This is a genomic window from Methylobacter sp. BlB1 (assembly GCF_015476545.1).
Classification (GTDB): domain Bacteria; phylum Pseudomonadota; class Gammaproteobacteria; order Methylococcales; family Methylomonadaceae; genus Methylobacter.
Map to the genome: position 1 here is coordinate 37,842 of NZ_JADMKV010000031.1, position 12,206 is coordinate 50,047.

The window sequence follows — 12,206 nt, forward strand, 5'->3', positions numbered from 1 at the left end:
CAATATTAAAAATACCCTTCGCGCTTTTTCTGCTCCATGGAACCGGCCTGATCGTGGTCGATCAGGCGTCCCTGGCGTTCAGAGGTTGTGGTCAATAGCATTTCCTGAATGATTTCAGGCAGCGTAGTCGCGGTTGATTCAACAGCGCCTGTCAGCGGGTAGCAGCCCAAGGTGCGGAAGCGCACCATTTTCATTTCCACTTTGTCGTCCGAGCCGATCGGCATACGGTCGTCGTCGACCATGATCAGCATGCCGTCCTTATTGACAACGGGGCGTTCCTTGGCGAAATACAAGGGCACGATCGGGATGTTTTCCAGATGAATGTATTGCCAGATATCCAGCTCGGTCCAGTTGGAAAGCGGGAATACGCGGATACTTTCGCCTTTATCGATTCTGCCGTTATAGATGTTCCATAATTCCGGACGCTGGTTTTTAGGGTCCCAGCGATGATTTTTATCCCGGAAAGAATAAACGCGTTCTTTCGCGCGGGATTTTTCTTCGTCGCGCCGGGCGCCGCCAAAGGCGGCATCAAAGCGGTATTTGTTCAGTGCCTGCTTGAGTCCTTCGGTTTTCATGACGTCGGTGTGCTTCTTGCTGCCATGAGTAAATGGCCCGATACCCTGGTCGACACCGTCCTGGTTGACATGGACCAGCAATTCAAGACCGAGTTCTTTAACCATGCGGTCGCGAAATTCAATCATTTCCTTGAATTTCCAGGTCGTATCGACATGCATCAAAGGGAAAGGGGGCTTGCCGGGATAAAAAGCCTTCATGGTCAGATGCAACATGACGGCGGAATCCTTGCCGATAGAATACAACATCACCGGGCGTTCAAATTCGGCGGCTACTTCACGAATAATATGAATACTTTCAGCTTCCAGCTGTTTGAGATGGGTCAGTTTATAATCAGTCATTAATAATCCGTCAGGAATGGGAATACCACGGTATAGTTATTGAGACAACTCAATAAGAAACCTTCTATTCTAATTTGATCAGGCAGTTAATGCCAGATTTGCTTGAAATTTATTGTATTGCGCCAGCTATGGTTGATATCGTTACCGGTTTTTGATGTGACGGTAGCCAAGATTTTGCATTTGCCGAAGAATCCAGTGTTGCCGTTTGAGTACATAGTTAGAAGGGCGGTTTGCGTGCAGTATAATCGGATTAGGCAGTGTGGCCGCCAGGAGCGCGGCCTGAGCGCGGCTGAGTTGTTTCGCTGGGATGCCGAAATAGTGGCGGCTGGCGGCTTCTATGCCGAACAAATGATCGCCGAATTCAGCGATATTCAAATACATGACCAATATCCGCTCTTTAGTCCACATTATTTCGATCAATATCGTAAACCAGACTTCCAGTCCTTTGCGCAAAAAACTTTTTGAAGGACTCAGGAATAAATTTTTAGCCACCTGCTGGGAAATGGTGCTCGCCCCTCTCAGTTTGCCGCCTTCCATATAGACATCAATTGAAGACTGTATGGAATCCAGATCAAATCCGGAATGCTGGAAAAAACGCTGATCTTCGGATGCAATCACGGCTGCCGAAGCGTTAGAAGAAATTTTTTCCGAACTGACCCAGGTATAGTCAATGGATTTAAACGTTTGATCATAGGCCAAATCTTCAAAATGCCGGTAGAGCATGAATGCCGATGTGGGAGCAGGGCACCAGCGCAATAATGCGCAGAGTGCGATAGACGTAACCAGAAAAGTCAGCAGCAGATAAAGCGCCGTATTTCGCAGTACGAGCCTTAGCGGCAATGACCGGAAGCCTCTATTTCGCAGGTGTCGGGATTTTTTGGTCAAGTTGCTGAAAATTTTTATGTCTGATAGGGGCCTAATAGCCATTTAAAATGATTTGGAGACTGTCTGGTTAAATGGAAAATTTCAGGATAAGGCGCGTTCTTCCGCGACAATTTTTTCCGTGGGTGAGCAATTTATTGGCAAAGTTTAAATTAAAACCAAGCTTACGCAATAAACTTATATATTTTTATAACGCCAGAATATATCAAAAACATGCATTTATTCGCATAAATAAACAGCAAATTTGACAGATATTTATTTTAATATCAGGATAATGGATTTTAAGATTAATAAAATAATAATGAAAATTGACGTCTTGTATGCAGCGGTTTCTTCCGGATCATTGAGGAAAATAGCCAGAGGTCTGGTTATGGCCCTGTTTCTTTCATCTGTTGCGGGATGCGCCACAGTCGGCCATGAGTTTCCTGCCGGTCAGGTTTCAACTATTAAAATTGGCGAAACCACTCAGAATGATGTGCGCGCCACTTTCGGCAATCCCTGGAGAACCGGCATAGAGGATGGCTTGAGAACCTGGACTTATGGAATTTATCACTACAGCCTGTTCGATGATGCCAGCACGGAAGATCTGCTTATTCGGTTTGACAAGCGCGGTATCGTTACCTCATTTGTATTTAACACGACCAAACGATCAAAATAATCCAAACAGGGTGCCTCATATATTGCTCGCACCCTGTCTCCGACCGTTTTTTAAGCCATCCTTTCCTGGTCCCGGACTATCTCCAAGGCCACTGCTTCGGCTACCTTGATGCCATCCACGGCCGCGGAAAGAATGCCGCCCGCATAGCCCGCACCTTCCCCGGCCGGATACAGTCCTCTGGTATTCAGGCTTTGATAGTCGGCGTTGCGCTTGATGCGCACAGGGGATGATGTTCGCGTTTCAACGCCGGTCAGTACGGCATCGTGCATAGCAAACCCTTTTATTTTTTTATCAAATGCCGGAATGGCTTCGCGTATCGCTTCTATCGCGTAATCGGGCAGGGCAGAACTCAGATCGCATAAGTGCACGCCCGGCGTATAGGAGGGCTGCACGGAACCCAGCGCAACCGAGGGACGCTTGGCCAGGAAGTCGCCTACCAGTTGTCCTGGCGCTTCATAGGTCTTGCCGCCCAGTTCAAAGGCATGGGCTTCCAAGCGGCGCTGGAACTCGATGCCGGCTAAAGGGTGGCCCGGATAATCATCCGGCGTAATACCGGCGACAATGCCGCTGTTGGCATTGCGCTCGTTGCGCGAATATTGGCTCATGCCATTGGTCACCACATGGCCCGTCTCGGATGTGGCAGCTACCACCGTGCCGCCGGGACACATGCAGAAGCTGTAAACAGAGCGCCCATTGCGGCAATGATGGACCAGTTTGTAATCGGCAGCACCCAGTAGCGGATGGCCCGCATTTTTGCCGAAACGGCAGGTATCGATCAACGATTGAGGATGTTCTATGCGAAAGCCGATGGAAAAGGGCTTGGCTTCAATGTAAACGCCGCGGTCATAAAGCATTTTGAAGGTATCCCGTGCACTGTGGCCGACGGCCAGCACGACGTGATCGCAACGAATCGTTTCGCCATTGGCGAGTACGACGCCGCGCACCTGACCGTTGTCGATGTCGATGTCGTCCACGCGGCTTTGGAAGCGTATCTCGCCGCCCAATGACTCGATGGTTGCGCGTATCTGTTCCACCATCGACACCAGCTTGAACGTACCGATGTGCGGCTTGCTGAGGTAGAGAATTTCAGCAGGTGCGCCGGCTTTGACAAACTCGGTCAGCACCTTGCGGCCGTAATGATTGGGGTCTTTGATTTGGGTGTGGAGTTTGCCGTCGGAAAAAGTGCCGGCGCCGCCTTCTCCGAATTGCACGTTCGACTCGGGATTGAACACGCTTTTGCGCCAAAGGCCGAAAGTATCTTTAGTACGTTCGCGCACCTCTTTGCCGCGCTCCAGAAGAATGGGCCGAAAACCCATCTGGGCCAGAATCAAAGCCGCAAACAGTCCGCAGGGCCCGGTACCGATCACGACGGGGCGAGACGGCAGATCCTTGGGCGCATGGGCAACAAAGCGATAAGTTGTGTCCGGCGTTAAGGCGATATGCGGATCGTCGCGCAGGCGCTTCAGTAAGGCTTGCTCATTGTCGGCTTCAACATCGAGGGTATAAATAAGAAAAATCGAATCCCGATTGCGAGCATCAATACCGCGGCGAAATATTCTATAATTGATCAAATGTTCTGCGCTGAGGCCAAGTCGATCGAGAATAGCGGTTTTGATCATGCTTTCCGGATGATCGAGAGGGAGTTTAAGTTCAGTGATTCTCAACATGTAGTTTATTCCAGGATGCCTCTGTAAGAGGTCCTTGTATATTGCGGGTCAATGTGATGGGATAGGACTATTTTACCTTAATGGCCGTTTTCTTGTTAGTAGCTATTTAGGCGCTTTTTATTCAGTTATGCTTTTTAAAAAAATAAGGCATAGTGCAAACAAAACCATATTTACGTTGATAATAACCAGAACATGACCTTCGGTTTTGCAATGATCCGTCTATCAAAATATCTGTTATTAATCGGGCTTATTGCCGGCGCCTACTTTGCCTCTGGCTTACTGGGCCAAATGCTTAAAGTTCCGCCCAGTAATGCCGGCGCGCTGTGGCCGCCTTCCGGCATTTCTCTGGCGGCAATGCTCCTGCTGGGCAAGCGGATTTGGCCTGGTATATTTATAGGCAATTTCTGCATCAGCGCCTGGGCTTTCGGTTTCAGGGAAGAATCGCTGCTTATTTATGCGGTAACCGGCTTAGGGGCAGTGTCCTGCGCCGTTGCCGGCACTTATCTGATAAAACGTTTTGTCGGTTTTCCAAATCTGTTGGTTGAAGATAAAAGCATTCTGCTTTTCATGTTGCTTGGCGGCCCCTTAAGTTGTCTGTTACCGTCAACCATAGCCATGATCGCCATGAGCCTAGCGGGCATCATTTCGGCATCTGAAATTCCCATCAATTGGGTCAGTTGGTGGGTCGGCGATACCATGGGAGTATTGGTATTCACGCCGTTGACGCTGATTGTCTTCGCCCAGCCTGAACATATATGGCGCAAGCGCCTGATTACAGTAGGCGTACCGCTTGTCATTGCGATCACATTAGTTGTTGTATTCTTCTCATATGTGCGAGAGGTCGATCAGCAGCAGCTTCAGGTAAATTTCAAAAATCAGGTCATTACCTTATCGCAAGCCTTAAAAAAACGTATTCATGGCGATCTGCATGCCATTAACAGTGTCCGGAGCTTTTTTGCGGGTTCCGATAATGTTGAAAATCAGGAATTCGCAATGTTTACCAAGCAGGCATTGTCTCCTTTTAAAGAGATAGAATCGCTGACATGGATAAGCCATATGTCGGCAGGCGTCGGCAATATTGAATTCACTTCCATACTTAACAAGCGAATAACCGGCTTTCCAAACACTGATTCGGTATTTCCGGCCAATCCCAGCCACCTGCTAAAAGGTGATTTTACCTCGTCCGAATTTGGATACCTCTTGGTCGATGGTGATAAGGTTAAACTGGTGACGCCTGTTTTTAACAAAGCAAAAGACAATGAAAAGCTGCTACGGGGAGCCATTGTAACCAGTATTTCGATTGATGAACTGGTGCGTGAATCGTTCAATGAATTGAATACAACAGGCAGTTTCTTGACTATCAGTACTTCTAAAGGCGCAGAGAATCAGAAAAAGATCATTTATTCCAATGCTGGAGAGCAGCAGGTTAAAGCTTCCGAACAATACGCATTCTCAGTCGCTGATCAACAATGGCGATTGAGTTTTTACCATGATTTGGTTTTGGAAAATTCTCGCATTTGCTGGCCGATATGGTGGGTTTTATTCAGTGGTTTGCTGTTTGCCAGCTTACTCGGCATCGGCCTTTTGATGCTGACGGGGCGTTATTTTCGGACGGAATCCATCATCGAGGAACGCACAGCGGCGCTACTGCAGGCGAAAAATGCCGCCGAAACGGCCAATAATGCCAAAAATCAGTTTCTGGCCAATATCAGTCATGAGTTGCGCACGCCGTTGAACGGCATACTGGGTTTTACGCAACTGTTGCAGAAGAGATCCTCACTCCCTGAGGACGTTAAAAAGCACGTCAATATCATCAAGCAATGCAGCGATAATCTTCTGACGCTGATTACCGATATTCTCGATATTTCAGCGATTGAGTCCAATAAAATTAAAATCGATATCGGGAATTTTGACTTCGAACACCTGCTGTCCAATCTGGTTGAAGTTTTCAAATTGCAAGCCGATGAAAAAAATCTGGTTTTAATCGTCAACAATGAAGTCACGCACCGGTATTTGAAAGGGGATGAAACGCGTATCCGGCAAATTCTTGTCAATTTGCTCAGCAATGCCATCAAATATACTGATTACGGCAGCGTGAGCATCACGTCAAGCTACTATAACGGCAATTTGATCGTTTCCGTCGGCGATACAGGCTGCGGAATTGCCCAAAAGGATCTGGAACAGATTTTTTCACCTTTTGTGCAGATCAATGCCTCTGATTTTGTCAGGGACGGGGTGGGCCTCGGCTTGGCCATTACCCGCGAACTGGTCGATTTTATGGGCGGCGATATCACCGTCACCAGTCAGCTCGGCAAAGGCAGTATTTTTTCAGTTTCACTGCCGCTGCCGATCAGTGCCAGAAATCAGTATGACGCAATCCCTCAGAAACAGGTCTCAACCGAGAGAAATACTGCCACACGCGTATTGATTGCCGATGACAGCGAGATTAATTTGCTATTGCTGGCCAATATGCTTGAGCAGTATGGCTGTGTCGTCGATTCAGCCATAAACGGCCAGGATGCGTTGCAATTAATCGGCGAACGAGACTATCAGGTGGCGCTTATAGATATCAATATGCCGGTCATGACCGGCCTGGAATTGGTGAAAATTATAAGAAGCCGGCACAATCCGTTAAAAATCGCCGCTATCAGCGCCTATGCCGATGACCATAAGATAATGGAAGCATTGAATGCCGGGTTTGATTTTTATTTAACCAAGCCGCTTGATGAAAGCAAATTGATAAGAATATTAATGAGCGTGCGCCAAGAAGAAAAAATCACTGCTGGTGATCCTAAGCCGGTTAAGAAAAACTCGGTTTTGCCTGGTATAGGGAAAACATAAAAAGCCCTGCGATAAGATTTAACAACCAGGTCATTTGCCAGAAAAACTTGTTAATAAAGACAGAAAGAGACCCTAACATGACACGCATAAGACAATTGCTCAGTTTGGCAGTGCTGCTATTACTGCCCCAATTAAGCCCGGCTGCGGACTGGCCGAATTTCAATCTGCTCAAGGCCGATCTCGCACAGTTGCCCAAACCGGAAACGGTAAAAATCGACCATGATCCTGTCTATAAATCAGCTAAGGAATACGAGGCTTATCCGCTCTCGGAAATCCTGAAAAAAATTCCCGTACCGCCTTCTTTGAAAGCAGATGAACTGGTGGTCGTATTTACAGCCGCCGATGGCTATAACGTGTCCATGGCTTATCAGGATGCCATGGCCGAGCAGGGATTTATTGCTTTCAAGGACAACGCCGCCGAGCCCCAAAAATGGCAGGAATTTAAATTCGGCAAGCAAACTGTCACGCCGGCGCCATTTTATCTGGTTTGGCCGAAAAAAGGACTGGATGAGTGGCGCTATCCCTGGCCATTTCAACTGGTTTCGCTGTCATTGCAACCTGCCAAGACCTATTTCGGTGCCGCTGCGCCCGCCAAGGCTGATGACCGGATCAATAACGGCTTTAAATTGTTCAGCCGCTACTGCATTCGCTGCCATTCGGTGAATCTTGCCGGGGGCGAGGTCGGTCCGGAACTGAATGTGCCGAAAAACGTTACCGAGTATTTTAAGGAGCAGGAGCTGCCTGGGTTCATACGCAATGCGACTGCCTATAGGGCCGGCACGAAAATGCCTTCGTTTGAGAGCCTTATCACGCCAGATGAGGCCCAGAATATCGTGCAGTACCTGAAACAAATGAGGCTGGAAAAAACGCAATAAATGATGGGGTGCACAAGAAATGTCCTCCTCTTGCTATGCTGGCAGGAGATGGCCATTTCAGCAGCATATCCGTTTTTTATGATCAGGCAGGCAAGCGCCGAGATAACGGGATGACTAAACCCGTATTAACTCTGTAAAATAGCAGTTTTCAATTTTCATCGTTCAAGAACAGAATGCGTACTACTCAATTTCCACTCAATACCATTAAAGAAACCCCGGCCGATGCCGAAATCGCCAGCCATCAGCTGATGATGCGCGCCGGACTTATCCGCAAACTGGCCGCCGGGCTTTATACCTGGCTGCCGTTGGGGTTGCGGGTATTACGCAAAGTGGAAAGAATCACGCGTGAGGAAATGGAAAAAGCCGGCGCGCTGGAGGTTCTGATGCCGGCGCTGCAACCGGCCGAATTATGGCAGGAGACCGGACGCTGGGAGCAGTACGGCCCGGAACTGGCGCGCATGAAAGATCGCCACGACCGCGATTTCTGCCTGGGGCCTACGCATGAGGAAATCATCACCGATCTGGCGCGCAACGAAATCAAAAGCTACAAGCAATTGCCCATTACTTATTATCAGGTGCAGACCAAATTCCGCGACGAAATCCGCCCGCGCTTCGGCGTTATGCGCTCACGCGAATTCGTCATGAAGGATGCCTACTCATTCCATCTTGACCAGGCTTCGCTGCAGGAAACCTACGATGTCATGTATAAGGCTTACACCAATATTTTCAATCGTTTCGGCTTGAAGTTCCGCGCCGTGATTGCCGATTCCGGCTCAATCGGCGGCGCTGTCTCGCATGAATTCCATGTGCTGGCCGATTCCGGCGAGGACGCCATCGCCTTCTCGACCGAGAGCGACTACGCGGCCAATGTTGAAAAGGCCGAAGCCGTCATGCCGGCAGGATCGCGCGCCCAGCCGGCCGCCGCATTGACGCTGGTTGATACGCCCGATCAGCACAGCATTGAAGAAGTCAGCCGCTTTTTAAACATTTCGCCGCAGCAGTGCCTGAAAACCTTGATAGTGAGAGGCGAAGAAGAGGGTACACTGGTTGCCTTGCTGTTAAGAGGCGATCACGAACTGAACGTGATCAAGGCCGAAAAAATTGACGGCATTGCCGCACCGCTGAGCTTTGCCAGCGATGAGGAAGTCAGCAGTGCCTGCCGATGCAAGCCCGGTTCCATCGGCCCGATAGGTCTGGATATAAAAATCATAGCTGATCGCAGCGCGGTCCTGATGTCAGATTTCGTCTGTGGCGCCAACCAGGACGGCAAGCATTATCAAGGCGTCAACTGGGAGCGCGATCTGCCGGTGCCCGCAATCGAGGACCTGCGCACGGTCATCGAAGGCGATCCCAGCCCGGACGGCAAGGGTACGATCACGCTGGCGCGCGGCATTGAAGTCGGCCACATCTTCCAGTTGGGCATCAAATACAGCGCTGCAATGAAAGCCGACATCATCAATGAGGCCGGTAAAAACCAGACCATGATCATGGGCTGCTACGGCATCGGCATTTCACGCGTGGTGGCGGCGGCCATCGAGCAAAATCACGACGACAAGGGCATTATCTGGCCGGACAGCCTGGCGCCGTTCCAGGTGGCGCTCTGCCCCATGAACATGCATAAATCCGAGCGTCTGAAGGAAGCCTCCGAAAAGCTGTATCAGGACTTACAGGCGGCCGGCATTGAGGTGTTGTTCGACGACCGTAAAGTCCGCGCCGGTTTCATGTTCTCGGACATGGAGCTGATCGGCATCCCGCACCGCATCGTCGTCGGCGATCGCGGCCTGGATACGGGCACGGTCGAATATAAGGCCAGAACAGAGCAGGACAGCCAGGAAATTCCGTCTACGGAAATTATCGACTTTTTAAAAGCCAAGCTGAATAGATAGGATTGGGTTAAAAATAACTTTTCGATTTGTCGATGAATCATGTAAGGGCGAATTCATTCGCCCTTACACACTATTGCACCCGAAAACCGGGAAATTATTTACGGCCAAATCTATAGTTGGGTAATTAAAAATTTGAATTTCAGAACGTGGGTTAAGCGACTGGCACGAAAAACCATCGGCTTTTCGAAGTTGGAAGTCCTGCATGATACGGTTATCGGATTGCTGATTAACAAGGTTGAGTTTGGCGTGGATATTCATGCCTAATTACAGATTTAACCCATCACCGATTTTTTCAATAGGCAAAATTTTATATTTCCTGCTGCCCTTTCCTGTCGCCTTGCTATCTCTAAGTCTCATGAGCATGTATATGAAATACTACGACATCGGAGTTAATATGGCGGCCAATAATAGTTTTTTGGTTTTCTTTGTAGCACCCATACTACTCATTGTCCTTTACATCACAGCAGCAACCAGCCTGTATTTAGTGAATCGATATTTTAAATCTCAATGGCTGGGGATTTTGCTTGGTAGTGCATTAATATTTATCGTGGGAATTGGCTCATTCTTAATCGAAGTTCAATCTGATTTGGATTATCCAACTGAAAAGCCCAAAAATATGACACTGTTTTTGAAATACTATGTCAGTGAAATGGTTGAACGATAATTAATAAAATGATCTGTCAATACGATAATATGAGCTTACAATCAATTGAAGGCAGACACCCTTGATGTTTAAAAAAACCGTCTAATCGGATAACCGGGGATATCTAGCCCCAGCGGGTAGGATGCGGTGAGATACGAACCTCATTGTTCGCGATTGATGCGCATCCCTGCGTTCAGCGCATCCTACGAGCTCTTTATGGTTCCAAGAAATACCCGGGCTATGGCACTATTTTGAACATTAGACAAAAAAGATAATCCTTGAAACTGCTTCAACTGCGAAATTCAGGTTTACAGTAGGAACCATGAAAAAATGGCAACCCATAAAGCGAGCTTAAAAAAACATATTACTTTGTGGCCGCTCGTTCTTTATGGAGTGGGCGATATTTTGGGGGCGGGCATATATGGATTGGTCGGGAAAGCCGCAGGCCTCATGGGCAACGCAGTCTGGGTGGCTTTTATGGTGAGCATGACCGCCGCCTCGCTTACTGGGCTTTCTTATGCATCGTTAAGCTCGCGCTACCCGCGTGCCGGGGGCGCCGCTTACATTACGCATAAAGCTTTCGGGAGTCATTTCTTGGCTTATGTCGTGGGCCTTGCGGTACTTGCGTCCGGTCTTACTTCGATGGCTACCGCGTGCCGAGTTTTTGCCGGCTATTTTTCAGGACTTTTCCCTCTATTTTCAGAGCCCGTTATTATTATTGGATTAGCGCTCTCTTTAGCCATTATTATTTTTATGGGTATTCGGGAAACGATTTGGACCAATAGTTTTCTAGCCGCAATTGAAATCTGCGGTCTCCTTTTTATTATTTTAATGGGGTTAAGTTTCGTTGGCAGCGTCAATTATCTCGATGCGACTACGGTGCAAAATCCAATCGGCGATCTCTCGATTCCTATTCTTCTAGGCGGAGCCGTTCTTACCTTTTACTCTTTTGTGGGCTTTGAGGATATGCTGAACGTGAGTGAGGAAGTTGTCGAACCTGAGCGGACATTGCCAAAGGGCCTACTTCTGTCGGTGGCAATTTCGTCCCTCATCTACATGTCGATCAGCATTGTCGCAGTCTCGGTCATCCCTGCAACGGAGCTGGCGGCATCGAAACAGCCGCTCGTTGACGTGATCGGCAAGGCAGCCCCTTGGTTTCCGCCGGTGGTTTTTAGTCTGATTGCGCTCATCGCAGTATCGAACACCGCACTTTTAAACTACGTGATGGGTTCGCGCCTTCTTTATGGCATGTCATCCCAAGGGCTTCTACCAAAATTTTTGGCGGATATTCATCCGAAACGGTTAACTCCGCATCGAGCAATTCTAATCTTGCTCGTGGTGCTTCTGATTTTAGCCTTGAGCGGAGACATTTCAGATTTAGCGCGGGCGACCAGTGTTTTACTCCTTATTTGTTTTTCGCTCGTGAACCTCGCCCTCATTGTCTTACAGAAAAAAGACAAAGTGAAGGGCCGCTTCGAAGTACCGGCGTTTGTTCCTGCGGCTGGTTTAGTGGTGTGTATAGCGATGTTGACGCAAGCCAAATCAGAAGAACTTTTAATCGCGGGCGGAATCATTGCCTTTATCGGATTGCTTTATTTTTTCGTTAAACCTTCGGCCGAAGCGATTGCAAAGATGGATCTTTAGCTTGCAGGGTGCAATAGGCATTAGCCGTATTGCACCGGATTATGTGTTGCGGGGCGGGGGTTAGGTAAAGAGTTAAATCACCCTCGGCAAAGCGCGGCAGGATGCGGTAAGGTACGAACCGCATCGTTCGCGATCGATGCACATCACTGCGTTCAGCGCATATATGGACTCCTCCGTTTTGCAAGCTTTTTCTCTT

General features: G+C 48.6%; 10 protein-coding genes. 7 read left to right on the forward strand and 3 right to left on the reverse strand.

Features of this window, described 5'->3' with window-relative positions; all coding sequences use genetic code 11:
• Positions 1-5 precede the first annotated feature (5 nt).
• Together cysD and mtgA are read right to left on the reverse strand one after the other, a co-directional pair.
• Positions 6-914, reverse strand: coding sequence for a sulfate adenylyltransferase subunit CysD (cysD, locus tag IT781_RS12890; RefSeq protein ID WP_194970571.1), 909 nt, complete (start codon positions 912-914; stop codon positions 6-8).
• A 141-nt stretch (positions 915-1,055) separates the two neighbouring features.
• Complete coding sequence (gene mtgA, locus IT781_RS12895; RefSeq protein ID WP_228779132.1) at positions 1,056-1,754, reverse strand: monofunctional biosynthetic peptidoglycan transglycosylase; 699 nt, start codon at positions 1,752-1,754, stop codon at positions 1,056-1,058.
• 343 nt (positions 1,755-2,097) lie between these two features.
• Between mtgA and bamE the strand changes: the two genes are divergently transcribed.
• Positions 2,098-2,454 carry an outer membrane protein assembly factor BamE gene (gene bamE, locus IT781_RS12900; protein WP_194970573.1) on the forward strand — a complete coding sequence of 119 codons (357 nt, stop codon included), beginning with the start codon at positions 2,098-2,100 and terminating at the stop codon, positions 2,452-2,454.
• Between the two features lie 50 nt (positions 2,455-2,504).
• On the opposite strand, the gene IT781_RS12905 is transcribed toward bamE, so the two are convergent.
• Positions 2,505-4,121 (reverse strand): NAD(P)/FAD-dependent oxidoreductase, encoded by a 1,617-nt coding sequence (locus IT781_RS12905; RefSeq protein WP_194970574.1) that lies wholly within the window; start codon positions 4,119-4,121, stop codon positions 2,505-2,507.
• Between the two features lie 210 nt (positions 4,122-4,331).
• On the opposite strand from IT781_RS12905, the gene IT781_RS12910 reads away from it, so the two are divergent.
• The 6 genes from IT781_RS12910 (at position 4,332) to IT781_RS12935 (ending at position 12,010) form a co-directional block, all read left to right on the forward strand.
• On the forward strand, positions 4,332-6,962 hold the full coding sequence (locus tag IT781_RS12910) for an ATP-binding protein (protein ID WP_194970575.1): 2,631 nt from the start codon (positions 4,332-4,334) through the stop codon (positions 6,960-6,962).
• Positions 6,963-7,039: 77 nt separating this feature from the next.
• On the forward strand, positions 7,040-7,837 hold the full coding sequence (locus tag IT781_RS12915; RefSeq protein ID WP_194970576.1) for a cytochrome c: 798 nt from the start codon (positions 7,040-7,042) through the stop codon (positions 7,835-7,837).
• A 173-nt stretch (positions 7,838-8,010) separates the two neighbouring features.
• Positions 8,011-9,723, forward strand: coding sequence for a proline--tRNA ligase (locus IT781_RS12920; RefSeq protein WP_194970577.1), 1,713 nt, complete (start codon positions 8,011-8,013; stop codon positions 9,721-9,723).
• 108 nt (positions 9,724-9,831) lie between these two features.
• On the forward strand, positions 9,832-9,987 hold the full coding sequence (locus IT781_RS12925) for an IS1 family transposase (protein ID WP_370526998.1): 156 nt from the start codon (positions 9,832-9,834) through the stop codon (positions 9,985-9,987).
• Between the two features lie 103 nt (positions 9,988-10,090).
• Positions 10,091-10,387 (forward strand): hypothetical protein, encoded by a 297-nt coding sequence (locus IT781_RS12930; RefSeq protein ID WP_194970579.1) that lies wholly within the window; start codon positions 10,091-10,093, stop codon positions 10,385-10,387.
• A 309-nt stretch (positions 10,388-10,696) separates the two neighbouring features.
• A complete protein-coding gene (locus IT781_RS12935; protein ID WP_194970580.1) occupies positions 10,697-12,010 on the forward strand; it encodes an APC family permease in 1,314 nt (437 codons plus the stop codon).
• The last annotated feature ends 196 nt before the right edge of the window (positions 12,011-12,206 follow it).

Coding starts and splice junctions, on each gene's coding strand:
- IT781_RS12905 (WP_194970574.1), bottom strand. CDS start 4,121: ATGTTGAGAATCACTGAACTTAAACTCCCTCTCGATCATCCGGAAAGC.
- cysD (WP_194970571.1), bottom strand. CDS start 914: ATGACTGATTATAAACTGACCCATCTCAAACAGCTGGAAGCTGAAAGT.
- IT781_RS12920 (WP_194970577.1), top strand. CDS start 8,011: ATGCGTACTACTCAATTTCCACTCAATACCATTAAAGAAACCCCGGCC.
- IT781_RS12935 (WP_194970580.1), top strand. CDS start 10,697: ATGGCAACCCATAAAGCGAGCTTAAAAAAACATATTACTTTGTGGCCG.
- bamE (WP_194970573.1), top strand. CDS start 2,098: ATGAAAATTGACGTCTTGTATGCAGCGGTTTCTTCCGGATCATTGAGG.
- IT781_RS12930 (WP_194970579.1), top strand. CDS start 10,091: ATGAAATACTACGACATCGGAGTTAATATGGCGGCCAATAATAGTTTT.
- IT781_RS12915 (WP_194970576.1), top strand. CDS start 7,040: ATGACACGCATAAGACAATTGCTCAGTTTGGCAGTGCTGCTATTACTG.
- IT781_RS12910 (WP_194970575.1), top strand. CDS start 4,332: ATGATCCGTCTATCAAAATATCTGTTATTAATCGGGCTTATTGCCGGC.